The sequence below is a fragment of the Buchnera aphidicola (Kaburagia rhusicola ensigallis) genome (assembly GCA_039830025.1).
Taxonomy (GTDB): Bacteria; Pseudomonadota; Gammaproteobacteria; order Enterobacterales; family Enterobacteriaceae; genus Buchnera_B; species Buchnera_B aphidicola_AW.
In genome coordinates, this window is sequence record CP140040.1 from 225,696 (window position 1) to 247,974 (window position 22,279).

The 22,279-nt window shown below is 27.5% G+C and carries 21 protein-coding genes and 1 pseudogene; 1 reads left to right on the plus strand and 21 read right to left on the minus strand.

What is annotated here, in order from left to right:
* Window positions 1-28: 28 nt before the first annotated feature.
* The 21 genes and pseudogenes from erpA to U0T55_01055 all read right to left on the minus strand — a co-directional run bounded on the left by erpA (window position 29) and on the right by U0T55_01055 (window position 20,190).
* The gene (erpA, locus tag U0T55_00955) at window positions 29-373 is read right to left on the minus strand and encodes an iron-sulfur cluster insertion protein ErpA (protein XBC42988.1); all 345 of its coding nucleotides are present in this window, start codon (window positions 371-373) and stop codon (window positions 29-31) included.
* Window positions 374-543: 170 nt separating this feature from the next.
* The gene (gene ftsZ, locus U0T55_00960; protein XBC43064.1) at window positions 544-1,710 is read right to left on the minus strand and encodes a cell division protein FtsZ; all 1,167 of its coding nucleotides are present in this window, start codon (window positions 1,708-1,710) and stop codon (window positions 544-546) included.
* A gap of 29 nt (window positions 1,711-1,739) precedes the next feature.
* Complete coding sequence (ftsA, locus tag U0T55_00965) at window positions 1,740-2,996, minus strand: cell division protein FtsA (GenBank protein ID XBC42989.1); 1,257 nt, start codon at window positions 2,994-2,996, stop codon at window positions 1,740-1,742.
* 21 nt (window positions 2,997-3,017) lie between these two features.
* Window positions 3,018-3,737, minus strand: a complete 720-nt coding sequence (locus U0T55_00970) for a cell division protein FtsQ/DivIB (protein ID XBC42990.1) — start codon at window positions 3,735-3,737, stop codon at window positions 3,018-3,020.
* Between the two features lie 43 nt (window positions 3,738-3,780).
* Complete coding sequence (locus U0T55_00975) at window positions 3,781-4,701, minus strand: D-alanine--D-alanine ligase (protein ID XBC42991.1); 921 nt, start codon at window positions 4,699-4,701, stop codon at window positions 3,781-3,783.
* 5 nt (window positions 4,702-4,706) lie between these two features.
* The gene (murC, locus tag U0T55_00980; protein XBC42992.1) at window positions 4,707-6,143 is read right to left on the minus strand and encodes a UDP-N-acetylmuramate--L-alanine ligase; all 1,437 of its coding nucleotides are present in this window, start codon (window positions 6,141-6,143) and stop codon (window positions 4,707-4,709) included.
* A 67-nt stretch (window positions 6,144-6,210) separates the two neighbouring features.
* Entirely contained in the window at window positions 6,211-7,272 is a 1,062-nt protein-coding gene (gene murG, locus U0T55_00985) for an undecaprenyldiphospho-muramoylpentapeptide beta-N-acetylglucosaminyltransferase (protein XBC42993.1), read from the minus strand.
* Window positions 7,272-8,456, minus strand: coding sequence for a cell division protein FtsW (ftsW, locus tag U0T55_00990; protein ID XBC42994.1), 1,185 nt, complete (start codon window positions 8,454-8,456; stop codon window positions 7,272-7,274). Before ftsW ends, murG begins: the two co-directional genes overlap by 1 nt.
* On the minus strand, window positions 8,453-9,745 hold the full coding sequence (murD, locus tag U0T55_00995) for a UDP-N-acetylmuramoyl-L-alanine--D-glutamate ligase (protein XBC42995.1): 1,293 nt from the start codon (window positions 9,743-9,745) through the stop codon (window positions 8,453-8,455). The genes ftsW and murD overlap by 4 nt, the downstream gene beginning before the upstream one ends.
* 40 nt (window positions 9,746-9,785) lie before the next feature.
* A complete protein-coding gene (gene mraY, locus U0T55_01000) occupies window positions 9,786-10,865 on the minus strand; it encodes a phospho-N-acetylmuramoyl-pentapeptide-transferase (GenBank protein ID XBC42996.1) in 1,080 nt (359 codons plus the stop codon).
* Window positions 10,846-12,234, minus strand: a complete 1,389-nt coding sequence (murF, locus tag U0T55_01005; protein ID XBC42997.1) for a UDP-N-acetylmuramoyl-tripeptide--D-alanyl-D-alanine ligase — start codon at window positions 12,232-12,234, stop codon at window positions 10,846-10,848. Before murF ends, mraY begins: the two co-directional genes overlap by 20 nt.
* Window positions 12,179-13,531: a UDP-N-acetylmuramoyl-L-alanyl-D-glutamate--2,6-diaminopimelate ligase gene (locus U0T55_01010; protein ID XBC42998.1), complete on the minus strand. Its 1,353-nt coding sequence runs from the start codon at window positions 13,529-13,531 to the stop codon at window positions 12,179-12,181. The genes murF and U0T55_01010 overlap by 56 nt, the downstream gene beginning before the upstream one ends.
* Window positions 13,495-13,719, minus strand: coding sequence for a Mur ligase domain-containing protein (locus U0T55_01015; GenBank protein ID XBC42999.1), 225 nt, complete (start codon window positions 13,717-13,719; stop codon window positions 13,495-13,497). The genes U0T55_01010 and U0T55_01015 overlap by 37 nt, the downstream gene beginning before the upstream one ends.
* Window positions 13,720-13,746: 27 nt before the next feature.
* Complete coding sequence (locus tag U0T55_01020; GenBank protein XBC43000.1) at window positions 13,747-14,856, minus strand: penicillin-binding transpeptidase domain-containing protein; 1,110 nt, start codon at window positions 14,854-14,856, stop codon at window positions 13,747-13,749.
* Window positions 14,857-14,859: 3 nt separating this feature from the next.
* Window positions 14,860-15,171 (minus strand): annotated as a pseudogene (locus tag U0T55_01025) (peptidoglycan glycosyltransferase FtsI).
* Window positions 15,150-15,329 (minus strand): hypothetical protein, encoded by a 180-nt coding sequence (locus U0T55_01030; GenBank protein ID XBC43001.1) that lies wholly within the window; start codon window positions 15,327-15,329, stop codon window positions 15,150-15,152. The pseudogene U0T55_01025 and the gene U0T55_01030 overlap by 22 nt, the downstream one beginning before the upstream one ends.
* Before the next feature lie 160 nt (window positions 15,330-15,489).
* The gene (gene ftsL, locus U0T55_01035) at window positions 15,490-15,804 is read right to left on the minus strand and encodes a cell division protein FtsL (GenBank protein XBC43002.1); all 315 of its coding nucleotides are present in this window, start codon (window positions 15,802-15,804) and stop codon (window positions 15,490-15,492) included.
* On the minus strand, window positions 15,805-16,737 hold the full coding sequence (rsmH, locus tag U0T55_01040; protein ID XBC43003.1) for a 16S rRNA (cytosine(1402)-N(4))-methyltransferase RsmH: 933 nt from the start codon (window positions 16,735-16,737) through the stop codon (window positions 15,805-15,807).
* A gap of 163 nt (window positions 16,738-16,900) precedes the next feature.
* A complete protein-coding gene (gene ilvN / locus U0T55_01045; protein XBC43004.1) occupies window positions 16,901-17,380 on the minus strand; it encodes an acetolactate synthase small subunit in 480 nt (159 codons plus the stop codon).
* A 5-nt stretch (window positions 17,381-17,385) separates the two neighbouring features.
* A complete protein-coding gene (locus U0T55_01050; protein XBC43005.1) occupies window positions 17,386-19,107 on the minus strand; it encodes an acetolactate synthase 3 large subunit in 1,722 nt (573 codons plus the stop codon).
* Between the two features lie 156 nt (window positions 19,108-19,263).
* Window positions 19,264-20,190, minus strand: coding sequence for an FAD:protein FMN transferase (locus U0T55_01055; GenBank protein XBC43006.1), 927 nt, complete (start codon window positions 20,188-20,190; stop codon window positions 19,264-19,266).
* 594 nt (window positions 20,191-20,784) lie between these two features.
* On the opposite strand from U0T55_01055, the gene U0T55_01060 reads away from it, so the two are divergent.
* A complete protein-coding gene (locus U0T55_01060) occupies window positions 20,785-22,227 on the plus strand; it encodes a Do family serine endopeptidase (protein ID XBC43007.1) in 1,443 nt (480 codons plus the stop codon).
* The last annotated feature ends 52 nt before the right edge of the window (window positions 22,228-22,279 follow it).

The following is a 22,279-nucleotide window of genomic DNA, read 5'->3' on the forward strand; positions in this document are numbered from 1 at the left end:
CTGTGTATCAACTAATAATTATGTTTAATCAAATACTAAATGAAGATCCGCAACCACAAGTAGTTTTTGCTGAAGGGTTAAATATAATAAATTTTGAACCATTTAAGTTTTCTTGATAATCTATTTTTCCACCAATTAAATATTGAAAACTAATAGGATCTACTATAACAGAAATCCCTAATTGAGTGATAATGATATCATCTTCATGTTGATGTTTGTCAAATTTAAAATTATATTGAAAACCACTACATCCGCCTCCAGTAATGTAAACTCTTAGTTTTAAATTTGGTGTGTTTCTGTTTTTAGTAATACAATCAATTTTTTTAATTGCTGCGTCAGAAAAAGATAATGATAGTTTAATTTTACTTATCATATAATGTCTCCTAGTTTATAAAATATTTTAATGTTTTTAAAATGTTAAGATGCATAAAGAATAAAATGTATTTTAATATTTGATTTAAATTTCTGAGTATGCGCGTATTTGAATCTATTTGTATAGATTTTAATATTTAAATTTTATTATTTTAATACAATAAAGTATTTTCATTTAGGTTTTTTTCTTAAAAAAGTTGGAATGTCTAAGTAATCGTTATCATTGTCTTGTAATAACGTTTCAGATTCACGGTTTACTTTTTCTTTTTTAGATGTTCTGACATATTTATTGGTATTTAAAAGTTCATTTTGTTTATTTGCATGATTAAACAGTGATTTTTTTGGATATGTATGTGTTGAGAGATATAGATCTATAGATGTTGTTTCCATTCCTATTCCTGTTGCAACTACGGTTACTCTAAGATTATCATCCATTTCAGTATCTAGTGATGTACCAATTACTACAGTAGCATTATCTGAAGAAAAAGATCGAATAGTGTTCCCCACAGCTTCAAATTCATCTAATCTCATATTAAACCCAGAAGTAATATTTACTAATACTCCTTGAGCACCAGATAAATCGATATCTTCTAATAATGGACTAGAAATAGCAATTTCTGCTGCTTCTTTGGCTCTATTGTCTCCAGAAGAAATTCCAGTTCCCATCATAGCGTATCCCATTTCAGACATAACAGTACGTATATCAGCAAAATCTACATTAATTAATCCGGGTTTAGTGATTAGTTCCGCTATTCCTTGCACTGCTCCTTTTAATATGTTGTTTGCTGAGCTAAATGCATCTAGTAAAGAAATACCTTTGTTCAATACTTTTAGTAATTTATCGTTTGGAATAGTGATTAGTGAATCGACGTGTTTTGATAGTTCTATTATACCCTGATCAGCATAAGCCATTCTTTTTTTTCCTTCAAAATTGAAAGGTTTTGTGACTACAGCAACTGTTAATATTCCTAGTTCTTTTGTTATTTCTGCAATCACTGGCGCAGCTCCTGTACCTGTTCCTCCTCCCATTCCAGCTGCTATAAAAACCATATCTGCACCTTCTAATACTAATTTTAAGTTTTCTCGGTCTTCTTCAGCTGCATTTCGTCCTATTGTTGGGTTAGCTCCAGCTCCTAGTCCTTTCGTTATATGACTTCCGATTTGTATAGTTTTTCCAACTTCTATTTTTCTTAACGCTTGTGTATCTGTATTAATAGCAAAAAATTCTACTCCTTCAATATGCTCTCGTACCATGTATTCTACTGCGTTACCTCCTCCTCCTCCTATTCCAATTACTCTAATAATTGCATCATTATTATTTTCTATAGGTTCAAACATAAGTTTATATCCATTATTTTTAGGTATCATTATAGTTCTTTTTTTATCCAGTTATTAATATACTGAAACCATTTTTTAAAAATATTTTTAGATTCATGATTTTTTTTATAATTTTTGATATGTTCTTTTCCATAGTACAGTAATCCTACTGCAGTAGCACAGTTTGTTTCTTCAATATTGTTTACTAAGCTGCTAATTTTTTTTGGTTTACCTATTCTTATTGGTATTGTAAAAATTTTTTCAGCATTTTCTTTAAGATATTTAATGTTGGAAGCTCCACCAGTAAACACTATTCCTGCTCCAAAATTATAATTGTTATTAGATTGTTTGAGTATTTCTTGCACGTTTAAAATTTTTTTATTTATTAAGTTTAATAATTCGGTATATCGTGGTTCAATAACGTCTATTAAAGTGTTTTTTTTAAATGTTTTAATTAATTTATTATTTATATTAGATATTTCAATTTGTTCGCATGTTTTTGTATTAGAAAGGATTTCAGCCTGTCCGTATTGAATTTTTATCGTTTCAGCTTTTATAAAAGGAATATTAAATGCATAGGATATATCATTGGTTACAGTATTTCCAGCGTATGGAATAACACAACTATGCTGCAATACTCCATTTGTGTACATAGCGATATCTATTGTTCCGCTTCCGATATCTGCTATGCATACTCCTAATTGATATTCATCTTTTGTTAATACCGCTTTTCCAGAAGCTAGTCCTGAAAAAATAGTATGGTTAACGTGTAGTCCGCATGTTTTTACTGCTTTAATGATATTTTTTTCTATTTCAGTATGACATGTAATTAAGTGAACTTGCGCTTTTATCCTTTTGCCAGATAATCCAATTGGATTTTTTATACCTACGTGTTGATCAATAGAATATTCTTGTGGAATAATATGTAAAATATGATGTTCATTTCGTATTTGTACACATTTTGCTGTGTGTATTACATTGTTCATATCTTCAATTGTCACTTCATTTTCAGATATAGGAACAATGCCTATTTCATTTTGACAGTTAATATATTTGTTAGATAGAGCTAAATATACAGAAGAAATCTTACAATCAGCCATACTTTCAGCTTGGTTTACAGATTTTTTAATACATTTTATAATTGATTTCAAATCATTTATGATGCCCTTTTTTATTCCGTATGAGGGGCAGATTCCTATTCCAATAATATTAATTATACCGTCTATAAGAATTTCTCCTACTAAAGTAATTACTTTAGTAGTTCCGATTTCAAGTCCAACTATTAAATTTCTATCTCTTTCTTTCATATTTATTTTAGCCTGTATTCATTATTTCCATGCTATTGCTATACCTGATTCATATCGTAAATCGATGTATTTTATTTTTTTTCTTTTGATTTTTTCTTCATATTTTAAAGTTTTCCAAATCATCATTAATCTTTTTAATTGAATAATATTATTTATTTTTCCTAAAGCTATTTCAATGTTATTTTCAATTACTAGTTTCCATGAATGATAAGGTGTGATCGTGATAGATCTCAATACAATTTTATTTTTCTTTAGCACGTTTTTTACTTTGTCGTAATTTTTTAAAATTTCTTTTTCACTATTTTGTGGTCCATAAAAGTATGGAATATTTTTAATGTTTTGTTTTTTTTTTATAATATGAAATATTATTTCTTTTTTATCTAGTATATATTCATTATTCCAATATGCTACGGGAATAGTGCTTACAATATAAATTAGTAATTTATCTGGCCATTGTTTTTGAACTTTAATTTTTTGTGTAAAAGTGAATTCTTGTAACTTATTTTTTATAAAAAAATTACATGGGGAAAAAAAATCGCATGAAGTTTTTAAGGACAAAATAAAATCTTTTATTTCTTTTCTGTTTAAATAACTAAATTGTCCTGAAATTATAAAATGAGATAACTTTTTTTTATACCATTGTTTAGATAATTTTATAATTATGAAACTACTAAGTATTATAAAAACAATTAAAGATAATATTATAGTATATTTTAGTAAGACTGGTATTCTTTTTGACATAATATATGTATTCGTTTTATACATAGCTTTATTTTAAATTTTTTCAATTAGCTGATTGTAAAATTTTTAAAACTAATAATTTTAAGGATATTCCAGCATTCTTGGCAGCTATAGGCATTAAACTATTTTTAGTCATGCCAGGACACGTATTCATTTCTAATAGCCAAAATTTCTCAGAACGATCCATGATTAAATCGATTCTTCCCCATCCTATGCATCCAAGAGTATTCCAAGCTATTTTTATTATTTTATTCAATTCTATTTCTTTATTTCTTTTTAATCCACTTGGACAAAAATATTTTGTTTTTTTAGACATATATTTAGATTCGTAATCGTAAAAGTCGTTGTTTGAAGATATACGAATGGATGGGAGGATTTTGTCTTCTAAAATTCCGACAGAATATTCTGATCCGCGTATAAATTTTTCTATGAGTATGTTGTTGTCATATTGAAATGCTATTTTGCATGCATGATATAAACACTGATATGAGTAAACTAGTGATATTCCAATACTAGATCCTTCAGTGTTAGGTTTAACAATTACAGGGAATCCTAACATAAGGATTTTTTTTCTAAAGTCTTTTTCAATCATGGTTTGAAATTTTTTAATATTAATAAAATAACAAGGAACTACAGGTAAATTAGCACCTTTCCATAGTAATTTGGTTTTTATTTTATCAATTGAAATTGCTGATGGTAAAATTTTGCTTCCTGTGTATGAAATTTTTAGATGAGTTAATAATCCTTGTATAGTTCCATCTTCACCTTCTTTTCCGTGAAGAGCAATAAATGCTTTTTTAAATCCCTGATTTGGCAATTGCGTAATAGGAAAATATTTTGTATCTATGGGATACGCGTTTATTTTAGATTTAAATAGGTATTTTAATATATTTTTTCCAGATAATAAGGATATATTTCTCTCTTTCGATGTACCACCAAACAATACGGCTACTTTTTCAATCATAATAATTATTTCTTTTTTATTTTTTTAAGTTTTTTAATAACGTAATTTTCTATTATAATATGTATATTTCCGGCTCCTTGTATTAAGAGCACGTTATTTTCTGATAGTTTTTCAACTAATGTTTTAAATATTTCATTATAATTAGATATTAATGTTACTGATGTTTTTTTACATTTTTGTAGTGCGTTATACAAATCAAAACTATCTGATCCTGAGATGGGATTTTCGTTAGCTGAGTAAACGTTTAAAAGCAATAATTCATCGATTTTAAGTAGTACTTTTTTAAATTGTTCAAATAGATAATAAGTTCTTGTGTATCTGTGAGGTTGAAAAATCATCATTAATTTTTTATTTGGCCATCCTGATTTAACAGTGTTAATGCTAGCTAAAATTTCGTTAGGATGATGTCCATAATCTTGAATAATAGTAATGATATTATGTTTTTTAGATGCATTATATGCTAAAAATTTTCCACATAGTTCGAATCTTTGCTTAACTCCTTTGAAAGTTTTTAGTGATTTGAGAATATTAATGTCACTAATATTTTTTTGAGTAGCAACTGCTATTGCTGCTGCTGCATTGAGAGCATTATGTTTTCCAGGTATATTCAAAGTTACATTTAAATTAAGTTGATGTTTTCTAACTATTTTAAAATAACTAGAGAATTTTTTTTGTGTGTACTTTTTTATTCGTATGTCAGATTTTATGTGAAATCCATAAGTAATAACATTACAACGTATTAATGGAATGATTTTTCTTATATTTTTATCGTCAAAACACACGATTGCTGTTCCGTTAAATGGAATATTTTGAACAAATTTAATAAACGCTAGTTTAATATTATTAAATTTTTTGCAATAATTGTCTAGATGGTCATTGTCAATGTTTGTTACTACAGCAACAATTGGTCGTAAATATAAAAAAGAAGCATCACTTTCGTCTGCTTCTACAATGTAATAAGGGCTTTTCCCTAATCTAGTATTACTATTTATTTCTTTTACGAGTCCTCCATTAATGAGAGTGGGATCTAGATTGCTTTTAAAGAATATACTAAAAATGATTGCAGAAGTAGTAGTTTTTCCATGCGTGCCAGATACCGCTATTCCATGTTTGTATCGTATTATCTCTGCTAGAACTTTGCCTCTTTTTATAATAGGAATATTTAAACTTTTAGCTTGAACAATTTCAGGGTTATATGGTGAAATAGCACTTGATATTACTATTATGTTTGCATTTTTAATATTACATTTAGAATGATTAAAAAATATTTTAGCACCTAATTTTTGTAATTTTTTGGTAATATCACTGGATGTCAAATCAGAACCGCTTATTATATAGCCGTTTTTTAGTAATGTTTCGGCTATTCCACTCATACCTATACCACCTATTCCGATAAAATGAATATGATTTGTTTTGGTGTTAAGAAAATTTAGCTGTTTCATTTTACTATTCTATAACGGTATTATATAAAATTGTTTTTTAATTTTTTAATAAAAATGAACATGATGTTTAGTGCATGCGCATTGTACTTTCAATTATATCAATAATTTTTGTGACAGGGTTAATTTTTGATGAAGAATATAATTTTTTTGCCATAATAGTTATTTTATCTCGATCTATTTCGCTTAATATATTAATTATTTTATTAGTACTCAGTAGATCTTGTTCTACTATTATAGCTCCTCCTTGTAATTGTAGTGGATAAGCATTCCAATATTGATGTTTGTCTTTGTGGGGAAAAGGAATAAATATAGCTGGAAGTCCAATGTACTTCAGTTCGCTTACTGTAAGAGCACCGGAGCGACAAATAGTTAGATCAGCCCAGTTATATGCTTCTGCTATATTTTCGATGAAAGAAGTCATTTTATATGGATATAATTTAAATTTCTTATAATGGTTTATTGTAAATTGTTTATTTTTTGTTCCAACTTGGTGCCAAATTATGATTTTTTTCTTTAATTTATATGCTATTTCAGGTAAAATAGAGTTAAGTATTTGAGCTCCTTGACTTCCTCCAATAACTAATATTCTAAGTGGACCTATTCTATTTTTAAAACGACAAGTAGGGTTGGGTAGATTTATAATTTCTTTTCTTAATGGATTACCTACTGTAATGGCATGTGGCTTTGTTTCTGGAAACGCCTGCATGATTTTAGTTGAAAATCGAGATAATATTTTGTTAGATAGTCCCATAACTCTATTTTGTTCATGAATTAATAGTGGCATTCTAAAAAAAATAGACATTAAACCACCGGGAAGAGATATATATCCTCCCATTCCTAGTATTACGTTGGGTTTTAATTGTTTTATAATTGTCGTAGTTTTGTAGCAGGAATTTAACAGTTGAAAAAAAAACTTTATCATGCTAAAAATATTTCTTTTAATTGCATTTATATTAATAAATTTAATAGGAATGTGATTCTTTGGAATAATTTTAGCTTCAATACGATTAGGTGTTCCTATCCAAAATACATCCCATCCTTTTTTTATTAATTCATCAGCAATTATTAGTCCAGGTAGAATATGTCCGCAAGTACCACCTGCCATAATTATTATCGTTTTTTTCCTCATTACAAACCTTGATAAAATTTATTTTTTATGCGTGTTTCAAAGTCTATACGTAATAATATAGAAATAGCAATAGAAATAATTAGTAAACTGGATCCACCATAGCTAATGAGTGGCAATGTTAATCCTTTTGTTGGTAATATTCCCACAGCAGTACCTATGTTAATTAACGTCTGAGATACTAGCCATATCCCAATTGAAAAAGCAAAATAACCAGAAAAACAATCATTATTTTTTAATGCGTTTTTTCCGATATTTATTGCCTTAAAAGAAATAAACAGTATCATAGATAATATGACACAAACTCCACAATATCCTAATTCTTCTCCAATAATTGAGAAAATAAAATCAGTATGTGCTTCAGGCAAATATTCTAATTTTTGAATAGAATGTCCTAAACCTACTCCAAAAAAATTTCCTCTACCTAAAGCCATTAATGATTGTGTGAGTTGATAACCTTTTCCAAATGGATCTTTCCAGGGATTCCAAAATGATAATATTCGTTCGCTACGATAAGGCGTAATCATTATTAATAGAATAGTTATGATAATCCCTAAAAATATAATAGGTATAAATTTCCAAATTTGAACCCCTGAAATAAATAATAAAGATAATATAGTTATGAAATATATAGCTACTGTTCCTAAATCAGGTTCTGTTAATAATAATATCGATATAATACTTATTATTCCTAAAGGCTTTAAAAAACTCCAAAAACTATTCATGATTTCATAACGTTTTTGTGATAGGTAATTTGATAAATAGCAAAAAACAGTAAGTTTAGATAGTTCTCCGGGCTGTATATGTATGAAACTTATTTTTATCCATCTAAAAGAACCATTAATAGGAGTACTTATTATTAACACGAGCAGCAACATAATGATAGAAGTTAAAAGCATTTTTGTGCTATACATTTTCCAAAATATGATAGGAGTTTTAAGAAATATTTTAGTTAAAAAAAGAATTAATATTAAATATATTATTTCTTTTTTCGTAAAAAATAATACATCTCCATATATATGACTAGCTATTGGTATAGAAGCAGAAGTTACCATAATTAATCCAATTAATAGTAAACTTATAGTGCACCATACTAATTTAGAATCATATAATTGTGGCTTGTAATGCATTTTATTGTTTGTTAAGATGTTTTTTATTTTATTTAATAATAAATGCTTTATTTTCATGAATATAGTTCTTCTATTAACTTTACAAAAGTATTACCACGTTCTTCAAAATTAGAAAATTGATCTAAACTACTACAAGAAGGAGATAATAATACTACATCACCAGGTTTCACTATTTTTTTTATAAAATATATTACGTTTGTCAGTGTATTGAAACATATTGATTTTTTTGGATATAATGAGAAAAGTATTTTTTTGCTTCTTCCGTAACAATAAATAATTATTTTTTCATCTTTTAAATAAGGTTTTAATAAAGAAAAATTGGCTAATTTCCCATCTCCTCCCAATATTAATCTTATTTTTCCTTTTACATAAGGTAAAATATTATTTATAGCTGATTTCGTACTTCCAATATTCGTAGATTTAGAATCGTTAATCCACGTTATGTTGTTTTTTTGATATGTTAGTTGAAATCTATGAGGTAATCCTAAAAATTTTTTTAATGCTACTAAGCTAGTTTGAATATTAACTTTTAAAATGTGAACTATTGATAAAGCAGATAGTGCATTAATGTAATTATGTTGACCTGATATTAGCAATTTATCAGTATTCAACAATTTTTCTTTTTTATAGCATAACCACACATTACAATTGTTTCTATATAGATTATACTCTCCTTTATTAATTCCAAATGTAACATTAGGTTGCTTTTTAATGCTCGGATTAAATGATAAATGATCGTCTAAGTTTAAAATAGATACTTCGGCTTGATTATATATTTTTAACTTATGTTTTGCATATTCAGTAATACCTAGCGGATATCGATCCATATGATCTGAACTGATGTTGAGTACAGTAGCAACTTTTGCTTTCAAATTCAAAGTAGTTTCTAATTGGAAACTAGATAATTCTAATATGTATAGTTCTGAGGGATAATTAAGTATGTTTAATGCAGGAATCCCTATATTACCACCTACGCATACTTTAAATCCAGCTAGTTGTAGTATATTTCTTACCATCATGGTTACTGTACTTTTTCCATTTGAACCAGTAATGGCTATTATTGGAGTTTTAGTTTCTCTAACAAATAATTCGATATCTCCAATAATTTCAATTTTGTTTTTTTTGGCATACATTAGCGCTGGATGAAATAATTGTATACCAGGACTTGTAATGATTAAATCGGATTCTTGAATCCATGGATAATGTATTGAGCCCACGTGATATTGTATATTTTTCAAACATTGTACATTATGAATGTATTTTGGACTTTTGTTGAAGTCCATAATTTTAGGATAAATGTTCCGTGATATAAAAAAATGTAGACAAGATATACCTGTTAATCCCATTCCAAATATTAGTATTTTTTTTTATAATAATTATACATTTTTAATTGACCTTAAATATGAAAGAACATCCTAACAACACGAATACTAAAGATATAATCCAAAATCTTACTGCTATTCTTGGTTCTGGATAACCTTTTAATTCGTAATGATGATGAATAGGAGTCATTTTGAACATTCTTTTTTTCTTTAACTTAAAGTATGTCACTTGAATTATGACTGACGTAGTTTCAAGTATAAAAATTCCACTCATAATGAAAAATATTATTTCTTGGTGTAGTAATATTGCTATTATTCCAATTACTCCTCCTAAAGATAGAGATCCTATATCGCCCATAAATATTTGTGCTGGATAGGTATTAAACCATAAAAATCCTAATCCTGATCCTATAATGGCTGAGCAAAGAACAGTTAGCTCTTCTGCGCTAGGAATATATACGATATTCAAGTGTGTTGAGTAATATGAATTTCCAGAAATAAATGATAGTAAATACAATCCTACAGTTATTGAGATGACAGGAACAATGGCTAACCCGTCTAACCCGTCTGTTAAGTTTACAGCGTTACTAGAACCTATCAATATAACATATGATAAAAATATATATGCTATACCTATGTTTATAACAACATTTTCTTGGATAGGACATATTAATTGAATTATAAAATTATTGTTATTATTATGATACATTAAGGTAATAACAAGAATAGTAATTATGGATAGAAAAAAGAACTTCCATCGAGGTTGTAAACCCGTGGATGTGTTGAAGTAAATTTTTTTATAATCATCTATAAATCCTACTACACCAAATCCTATTAAAATCATTAGTGCATACCATATATATATGTTTGATAAATTAGACCATAATAAAGTAGATACAATGATAGAAGATAATATAAGTACCCCTCCCATAGTAGGCGTACATTTTTTGTTAATATGTATTTTAGGCCCATTACTTCGAATAGTTTGGTATATTTGGTGTTTGTTTAAAAATTTGATTAGGTGCGATCCTACTATTAGAGAAAAAAATAGTGATGTTAGTAAACTAATAATAGAACGATAAACTAAATATGATGTCTTATTAAAATTTATATGAAAATAGCATTTAATGATGAATTCGATCATAATTATATTCCTCAACTAATTTGTTTACTACTCTTTCTAGATTTTCGCTTCTAGATCCTTTGATCAAAATTGTGATCTTTTCATATATAAAAATTTTTTTAGTTAAATCTTTAATTAATGCATTAACATTAGTATAATGATTTCCTTTTTTACTATTAATACTGATAGATTTACTTAATTTTCCCACGCTCATAACTTCGTTTACGTCAGATATATAAATGGCATTACCAATTATTTTATGATACATAATACTCATTTTTCCTAATTCAGACATATCACCAGATACAAAAATTTTATATCCAGGCATGTTTTCTAATACTTTAATTGCTACAATCATTGATGCAACATTAGCGTTATAAGTATCGTTTATAATAGTTTTATATTGGCTTAGTGTAATAGTTTCTAATCTACCTGAGAGTATTGGAATTTTAGATAATCCCAGTTGAATGAATTGAAGCGGAATGTTTAATGCTGTTGCTATAGCGGCTGCAGCTAGAGCATTAGAAATACTATGAAATCCAAGTAAAGGTAAATTAATATTTATAACTCCATTTGGAGAATGTAGAATAAAAGACGAACCTGTATTACTAATAACGATGTTACTTGCAAAAAGTTGGCTTTTTTTTTTTATTGAAAACCAAATAATGTTTTGATTTTTTATACTTTTTTTCCATCTTGACCAATGATGACTATCAGCATTAAATATAGCTGTACCAGTTTCAGGTAATGTACAAAGAATTTCTTGCTTTGATTTAGAAATTCCTAATAAAGATTTAAATCCATTTAAATGCGAATAATAAATATTGTTTATTAATACAATATTAGGATTGGTTAATTGTGTTGCATATAAAATTTCTTTAGGATGATTAGCCCCGATTTCAATCACAGCGTATTTATATGATAGATCAAGGTTTAGTAGAGTTAATGGCACTCCAATATTATTGTTAAAATTCTTAAAGGTAGATAAAGTTTTTCCATAACATTGCAAGATAGAAGTAGTAATTTCTTTTACAGATGTTTTTCCGGAAGATCCAGTTAATGCTATGATGCTAGCATTGCTTTTTTGTCTAATCCAGAATGCTATCTTTCCTAAGGCTGAAGTGGTATTTTGCACAATTATTTGTGGTAAATTGATATCAAGTTTATTTTCTAACACTACTGCTTTAGCTCCTTTTTTTATTGCTTCATAAACGAAATCATGTGCATTGAAATTTTTTCCAATCAAAGCGATAAATAAACACCCTGGAGTAATTGTTCTTGAATCAGTACTTATGACGTGAAAAATTAGGTTATTTATTTTTACATTATTTTTGTTAAAAAAGTAACCTTTTGTGATACGACATACTTGATAAAAAGATATTGGTATCATATTTTTTTTCCAATAGTTTTTTAATTATTTCATAGTCAGAAAAATAGTAAGTCTTATTTTTTATTATTTGATGTCTTTCATGACCTTTTCCTAATACAACTATGTAGTCATTGATGTTAGCATTCCTTATGGCAAATTTAATTGCTTGTTTTCGATCTAATATAATATGTATATTTTTTTTGTTTTGAATTTTTTGTGTGATATCTTTTATAATTTCTTTTGGATTTTCATTTCTGGGATTGTCATTAGTTAGAATTATTTTATTAGCAATCTCTTCAGAAATCTTTCCCATTAGGGATCTTTTGAATTTGTCTCTATTTCCTCCACATCCAAATACACACCATATATTGTAATGACATATTTCACGAACAGTTTGTAGTACATTTTTAAAGGCATCTTCATTGTGCGCATAATCAATTATAATATTTGGTTTATTTGGAACTTTAAGAAATTGCATCCTACCAGGAACAGCTGTTATATGCTCGCATACGTTTATCAGAGAAGACAATGAAAATCCTAAGTCTAATAATGCAACTAAAGCTAGTAGTAAATTAGTAACGTTAAAGTTTCCAATTAATTGGCTTTTTAATAATCCTTTTCCCCAACTAGATTTAAAGTAAATATAAGTATGATTTGTATCATATATTATATGATATGCATGTATCCATCGTTTGAATAATGAGTAATTAAAGTTTTTATTTATACTTACGACGATAGTTCTTTTTTTAGATAATCTTTTTGTCCATAGTTTTCCAATATTGTTGTCTATATTAATTATGAATGTGTTGATATTATTTTTAGAAAAAAAAGTCCACTTTGCTTTAACATAGTTTTCTACAGTTTTATGATAGTCTAAGTGGTCTGATGTGATATTTGTCAAAATTGCTATAGAAAAATTTAAATCTGACACTCTATGTTGTGCGATTCCATGCGAAGATATTTCCATAGCAATTGTTTTTATGTTGTTTATCAACATTTTTTTTAAGAATTTTTGTATATTTATAGGAGAATCAGTTGTATTTTTAGACGGTTTTAGATCATTATAAGTTCCGTTTCCTAGACTTCCCATAATTCCTATTCTTTGGTTTAGTAAGTAATTCCATTGAGCAATAATGTGAGTCACGGTACTTTTTCCGTTAGTTCCAGTGACTCCAATAAGTGTTAATTTTTCGTTCACTTCATAATATCTATTAGATATTTTGGACAAATTTTTAGACAATTTTAAAAAATGAATCACTGGAATGTTTTTATTTGTATATGTTATATGTCCGTGACGTTCTTTTTTTTTATTTCGCAAAGAATAGCTATCGCTCCATTATCAATAGCTTCTTGTATAAATTTTTTTCCATGACAAGTATTTCCTTGTAGTGCACAGAATAAGTTTCCTGTAGTAATTTTTCGACTATCTGATGCTATTCCAGTTATATTATATGATTGTACTATCTTAGTCCAAGGTTGTAATAGGGTTTTTAGGTTCTTGCTCATTTTCTAATCCAAAATATTGTGATTTATTTAATATATAAATAAATTATCAGGTTTAATATTAATAATTTTTAATGCAAAGCTCATAATTGTACTAAATACTGGAGCAGAAATAGTGCCTCCATAGTATTGTCCTGCTCGTGGATCATTAATCATTACAAGCAAGGAAAATTGCGGATTACTAATTGGAGCAAGTCCTACTGCATATGATACATATCTATTTACGTATTTTCCGTGCGAATCGACTTTTTTTGCAGTACCTGTTTTTACAGCAACTTTATAGCCTTTAATTGCTGCTTTTACTCCTACACCTCCTGGTTGAGTTACTGATTCGAGCATGTTTAATACGATTTTTACTAAAGATTTGGAAAATATTTGCTTTTCGTTTTTTTTGTTATTAGTTTTAATAATAGATAATGGTTTGTATAATCCATACCTACCCATAATTGTATATACGTTAACTAATTGTAGTGGTGTAACCATCAATCCATATCCAAAAGAAAATGTTACTTTGTCTAAGTTAGACCAATGTTTTTTTTTGGGATAAATTCCTTTTTTTTCTCCTATCAATCCTGACTTCGTCAATTTTCCTAAACCAAATCTGGAATAAATATCGATTAATTCAGATTTTGACATAGATAGTGCTATTTTAGATACACCTGTATTGCTTGATTTTTTTAAAATATCAGTAACTGATAATTGTTTATTATACGAAACATCTTTTATTATGTGTTTATCTATTACGAATGGTGTTGTATCAATAATAGATTTTGGTGTTATTATTTTTTTTTGTAGCGCTTTCATAATTACCATTGGTTTAACTGTTGATCCAGGTTCGAATACGTCAGTAACGGCTCTATTACGAATTAAATCCATAGGTATTTTTTTTAAATTATTGGGATTGTATGCAGGACTATTGACCATAGCTAGAATTTCTCCAGTTTTAATATTTGTCAAAATAGCCGTTCCAGATTGAGCTTTATGAAAACTAACAGCATGACTTAGTTCGCGGTATATAATTGTTTGTAATCGTATGTCTATACTAAGATTTATATTGCGCGGCACATTTTTTTTAATTAATGAAACACTTTCGATAATATTTCCAAACTTATCGGTTCTAATTTTTCTTTTACCTGGCACTCCTTGAAGTATTTTGTTAAAACTTTTTTCTATTCCTTCGATTCCTATTCCATCTGTGTTAGTGAATCCAATTAATTGCGAAACTATTTTTCCAGAAGGGTAATATCGCTTGAAATCTTCAATAATATATACGCCTGGTAAGTTTAATTTTTTTATATATTCCCCAATTTCTGGACTAACTTTTCGTGCTAGATATGTAAAGCGATTGTTTTTAAAATGATTAATTTTATATATGATTTTTTCTAGAGGAGTGGATAGTACTTTTGATAACGCTTTCCACTGCGCATTTATAACTATTTTTTTTTTAAAAAAAATACTTTTGGATCAATACAAATGTTATTTGTAGGTATACTTAGAGCTAATATATTTCCCGATCTATCTTTAATAGTTCCTCTTGAATTTATTTCTACTTGTATTCTTGACGATCTTAAATCGCTTTCTTTAATTAATTGTTTAGTTTTAAATAGTTGCAATATAGTTATTTTAAGTAAAATTATAACGATAGAAATAGTAATTATGCTAAGCAGTATAATAAGTCTATGATTGAAACAACAATTTTTTTTTTAGATAACTAAATGGAATGTTGTTAAAAAAATATTTCATGAATTTGTACATTTCCTATTGTTTCAGTAATTATTGTGAAAAAATATTTTCTTCTAATGGGTTAATATAGATCATATTTAATTTTTCTATAGCATTTTTTTCGATTTTTCTATGGGAGGATAACAAGTTTCTTTCTAAAATTAAATTATTCCACTCTATTTCTGCTTTCTTTTGAATAATATTTAATCGTTCTCCTTGTGCAATTAGTAATCTTGTTTTATGAACTGTAGTAATAATTAATATTGAAAAAACTGTAATGATTATAAGTAAAATTAATACTTGTTTGTGTATGTTTATAACATCATTAAAAATTATTTTAGGTAAATTATAAATATCGTCATTCATCTATGTTTTTTCCGAGGTTCTTAAAATTGCGCTACGTGATTTCAGATTTTTTTTAATTTCGTTTTTAGTTGGTATAATTTTATTAATAATTTTTAATTTTGTTTTTTTTAGGTTCTTTAATTGTATTTCATTAATAGCAATTCCCATAGGAATCAAAGGTGTATTGCTGTTTTTTATAAAAAATTTTTTAACTATACGATCTTCTAATGAATGAAAACTAATTATTACGAGTCGACCTCCAGAATTTAATAGTGTTAACGCATATTTTAGGACTTTCTTAAGTTCCATTAATTCTTGGTTAATATGTATTCTGATAGCTTGAAAAGTTCTCGTAGCAGGGTGTTTATTCCTTCTTGGAACAATATTTTTTATGAGATCAGCTAATTCCAAAGTTTTAACAATTGGTTTAATTTTTCTTTGTCTTACAATTTGATTGGCTATTCTTTTTGCAAAACGTTCTTCTCCAAATTCATATAGTACGTTTGTAATCGATTTAATATTGGCTCTCATTAACCATTGCGATGCTGTTATTCCTATCTTTGGATTCATACGCATGTCCAGTGGTCCGTTTAATAAAAAAGAAAATCCTCGATTGGAATTACTAATTTGTATAGATGATACTCCTAAATCTAATAGTATTCCATCGACTTTTTTTGTTATATTTGTTTCTTGGAAATATTGTAAAGCGTTAGAGAAATTATCTGAAATAAAATAGAATCTATGATCTTGAATTTTAGATGCTATATTGATGGAAAATGGATCTTTATCAATAGCATATAATTTTCCATTTTGGTTTAAATTTTTTAATATTTCTTTTGAATGACCTCCGCATCCAAATGTACAGTCAATATAAATTCCATTTTGTTTAATGTTTAACGATGTAATAGCTTCTTCTTTTAGAACAGGAATATGAGTTAAATGTATATTGTTCATAGTTATAGTTCAGCACTTCAATATTCTAATGATGTAATTTTTATAGTTTTTGTTCTTATTGATATATATGTTTAGAAAAATTAGTACAATAAGAAAGATATTTTAAAAAAATGATTTTTATAACGTTATTTTTTAAATTATCTTCAAACGTAAATTATAAGCGTTAGTTTCTAGAGATGCTTATGATTCCTGAACGAGAAATTTCAATAATTTCCGATATATCTCGTATGACTGCTAAGTATGAGTCTAATTTATTACTAGTTCCTGATAATTGTACAGTATAATGTAAAGATGTAACGTTTACGATTTTTCCTTGAAAAATATCTGTAATGTGTTTTAGTTCTTTTCGAATCATACTAGTTGTACTTTTAATTTTCACTAATATAATTTCTCGTTCTAAATAATTTTCGTATTCTATTTCAGTAACTCTTAAAACATCAATTAATTTGTGTAGTTGTTTTTCGATTTGTTCGATTATTTTTTCGTCTCCCATTGTTTGTATTGTCATTTTTGATAAAGACGGATCTTCTGTTGGTGCTACAGTAATACTGTCTATGTTGTATCCTCGTTGCGAAAACAAACCTACTACTCTTGATAACGCTCCAGATTCGTTTTCTAATAAAATAGATATAATTCTTTTCATAAGATTTATTTTTCTTTTTTCCTTAATAGCATATTGTTCATCCCGCCATCTCGAATTTGCATGGGATATACATGTTCTGAAGCATCAATAGTAATATCAACAAAAACTAAATGTCCTTTACTTAGTTCTTCTAGAGATAATTTTAATTTTTGTTCTAGATCTTTAGGGTGTTGGATGGAAATTCCTATATGACCATAGGACTCAGCTAATTTTATAAAATTTGGAAGTGATTTCATATAAGAATGAGAATGTCGACCTGAATAAATTATATCTTGCCATTGTCTTACCATCCCTAAAGATTTGTTGTTTAAATTTAATATTAATACTGGCAATTCATATTGCATAGCTGTGGATAGTTCTTGAATGTTCATTTGGATACTTCCATCTCCAGTGATACAAATAACAATTTCTTTTGGAAATGCTAGTTTAACACCTAGTGCTGCTGGTAATCCAAATCCCATAGTTCCTAAACCACCTGAATTAATCCATCTTCTCGGTTTAAAAAAAGGATAATATAATGCTGCAAACATTTGATGTTGTCCAACGTCTGATGTAATGTAAGCTTGTCCTTGAGTAAGTTTCCAGATCGTTTGAATCACATTTTGTGGTTTTATGTTATTATTGTCTGTATCAAAGTGCAAACTATTTATATCTTTCCAACTATGAATTTTTATCCACCATTTTTTTAAACAGCAAAATTCTTGTATAAGCATGTTATTTTTTATGAATTGTAACATTTGTTTCAAGATATTTTTTGCGTTTCCTACAATTGGAACATGTGTAGTAATAGTTTTTGATATAGAAGTAGGATCAATATCGATATGTATAATTGTTGCATTAGGACAATACTTGTTTACATTATTAGTAGTTCTATCATCAAATCTTACTCCAATCGCTAAAATTACATCTGAATGATGCATAGCCATATTAGCTTCGTAGGTACCATGCATACCCAACATATGTAGATTTTGGGGATGGTTTCCAGGAAATGCACCTAAAGCCATTAAAGAAGTGGTAACTGGAATATTAAGTGTTTCTACAAATTTTTTTAGTTCTACATGACTATTAGAACTAACAACTCCACCTCCTATATAGATTACGGGTCGTTTTGCTGTTTTTAAAATATCGATAGCTTTTTTTATTTGACCTGGATGTCCTTTAATGATGGGATTGTAGGATCTTATATTCACTTCTTTAGGCCATATATATGGTTTTTTATTATTTGAATTGAGAATGTCTTTTGGAAGATCGATAACTATTGGACCTGGTCGGCCACTAGACGCTAACCAAAACGCTTTTTTGAAAGTAATGGGAATATCTTCTGTTTTTTTTACTAAAAAACTATGTTTTACTATTGGTCTCGAAATTCCTATCATGTCGCATTCTTGAAATGCATCATATCCTATTAAAGAAGATGCTACTTGTCCTGATATTACTACTATAGGAATGGAATCCATATATGCTGTAGCAATACCTGTTATAGCGTTAGTTGCCCCAGGTCCAGAAGTTACTAAAACGACTCCTACCTTTCCAGTAGCTCGCGCATACCCATCAGCCATATGTGTTGCTCCTTGTTCGTGGCGAACTAAAATATGTTGAATTTTTTTAGTGGATTTTAGAGAATCGTATATATCTAATACTGCTCCTCCTGGGTATCCGAAAATATGTTGAATACCTTGGTCAATCAGTGATTGAATAACCATTTCAGATCCTGATAGAATTTCCATTTTTTCTCCAATTTTGTTTTTAAATATAAATCGATATATATTAGCTTTAATATTAAAATTTTTTTCGTTTATTATCTATTATTGTTATTAGTTTTAATTTTTAATGTTGTTAAATTGTATAGCATAAGATATTGTTATTCAAAAAAATAAATGTGTTTAGAAATCTTTTTTTAAAAAAAAATGAAATTGAGGCGAAATCCATGTAAATAATTTAGATCTATGTTCTTTTATTAAACATACTGCTAATTTTTCTTTAATAGCTAACTGTTTAGCTTTTTCAAATCCTAATATCATTAATCCTGTATCCCATGCATCTGATTCTAATGCTGATTTTGTGATTACACTTACTGAAACTAAATCAGTTTTAGTGGGATATCCTGTAGTAGGATCAAGTAAATGTACAATTTTTTTTCCTTTTAGATAATAATAATTTCTATAAGTACCAGATGTACTGATGGCATGATTATATAATTTTACAATCATATGAATGTTAATTTTTTCGTCGGTTGGTTTTTGTATAGCTATTATTTTAGGATTAGAAAAATTGTTTTTACTATGAGTAGTAATTGCTCCTCCAACAGAAATAACAAAATCTTTTATTCCTTTCGTTATGAGTAGTTCTCTTAAATGATCAGCAATGAAGCCTTCTCCTAGTGTAGAAAAATCTAATGTTATTTTTTTTATGTTTTTTTTTAAGTAATATTTTTTATTTTTTTTAATAAGTTGTATATTTTTCAATCCTGTCGATAATAATGCGTTTTTAATTGTTTTTGATTTAGGAATGTTTTTTGGAGGTTTTTTTGGTCCGAAACCCCATATATTTACTAATTTTCCTATAGTAACATCTAAAGCGTAAGATGTTTTTTTTCCTACTAATAATGCTGTTAACATGATTTTTGCAAAGTTTTTGCTAATGCGTTGAGGTTTAGTGCCGTGATAATTGTTAAATTTTAAAATTTTAGAATTTTTTTCCCAAAAAGATAATTCTTTGTTATCATAATATACTTGTTGATTAATTTCTTTTATTAATTTTTTTTCATTTGAATATGTGTTGATAAGGTTTATTTGCCATGTTGTTCCCATAGTTTTTCCAGACAAATAAATTGTTTTTGTTTTTTCTTTTTTATATGAATTTATGTATAGAAATATAAGCAAAAAAAAAATGTTTTTAAAATATATTTTTACAATTTTTCTAAACATTTTAAAAAAGTTATATTGATATGGAATATTCATATATTTTAGAGGCGAATATAATAAAGTTATTTAATTGAAATTATGTAATCGTTGATTACAACAGTTATTGTATATTATGCGAGTTTTAATGAAAATTGTTAAAAATATTGGTGATATATAAATTTATTTTTTTATACATATTTTTTATGCAAAAGTATTATAATGCATATCATATTACTATATCAAATTAAAATAAAAAAATGTAACTGTGTATTCGAATGTTTATATTAATATTATATAAATTTTATATTTAGATTAACATTTTATGTATGTTAAAATCTTTATAGAAAGAAAAACATCGTTGAGTTATATAAAGTATACTTCTAAATTTATAGAGTTCATTGATTTTTCTGTTAACATAATTTATTCCATACAATTAAGTAAAATATAATAATTTAGCTTTAATTTTATAATACCTAGTATTAATTAAATTATGAGAAAAAAATGAAAATTAAAGAGTTAGTATTACGCATAGTATCTATATTTACAATTTTAGTTCTAAACTTAGGTTTATCATGGAATACCCCATCATCTTTTCATGCTATTCCGCGTTTAGAATTTATGAATACCAGTTTAGCACCGATGATAGAACGAGTGATGCCTTCTGTTGTAAGCATAAACGTTGAAGGTAGTACTGCTATTCATAGTTCTTATGCTCCTCCTCATCGATTTAAATCTTTTTTTGGAAATATGTTTCCGTTTTGCCAAACAGAGTCTTTATTGAAGGATTCTCCGTTGTGCCAAGATGATTTTAATGATGATTCCAATCAAGATAAATTTCGTGCATTAGGATCTGGAGTAATTATTAATTCTAGCAAAGGATATGTGGTTACTAACAATCATGTTGTTGATCATGCTAATAAAATTCAAGTTCAATTGAGTAATGGTAGTCAGTATAATGCTAAAGTGATTGGTAGAGACGCGCGTTTCGATATTGCTTTAATTCAATTAGATGAAATCAAGAATTTAAAAGAAATACAGATGTCTGACTCGAATTTATTAAAAGTAGGGGATTATGTTGTTGCTATTGGAAATCCTTATGGATTAGGTGAAACTGTCACGTCAGGAATTATTTCGGCTTTGAATCGTAGTGGATTAAATATTGAACATTATGAAAATTTTATTCAAACTGACGCAGCTATTAATAGAGGTAATTCTGGAGGAGCATTAATTAATTTACAAGGAGAATTAATTGGAATTAATACGGCTATTTTAGCTCCAGATGGTGGAAACATAGGTATAGGATTTGCAATTCCAACTAATATAGTTAAAAGTTTGACTAATCAGATGATAGCTTATGGTCAAGTTCATCGTAATGAATTAGGAATTATGGGTATTGAACTTAATTCTGATTTAGCGAAAGTAATGAAATTAAATGTGCATAGAGGAGCTTTTGTTAGTCGAGTTTTGCTAAAATCATCAGCTGATATTGCAGGAATAAAACCTGGAGACGTGATTGTTTCTTTAAACAAAAAACCTGTTTTTAGTTTTTTAGCATTACGAGCTGAAGTAGCTTCTTTACCAGCGAATACAAAAATGGAATTAGGTTTATTAAGAAGCGGAAGTTTGCAGTCCGTCATAGTGGAATTAAAACCGTATGTAACAAATAAAGTTTATTCTTCAGATTTATGTCCTGATATAGCAGGAGCTGAATTAAGTGATTTTTATTTAAATGGACAAAAAAAGGGAATTTATGTTGAATATGTTGAAAAAAACACAGCAGCTTTTCGCATAGGCTTAAGAAAAAATGACATTATTATTGATATTAATAAGAATTCTATATCATCTTTAGAAGATTTTAGACAATTACTCCGCATGAAACCAGAAGCATTAGTTTTTCATGTTAAGCGTGGTAATGAGATGATATATTTAGTTATGAAAGACTAAATTAGTACAACCTACCTAGAGAAATAATAAAAATATTATATTTTTTTAGGTA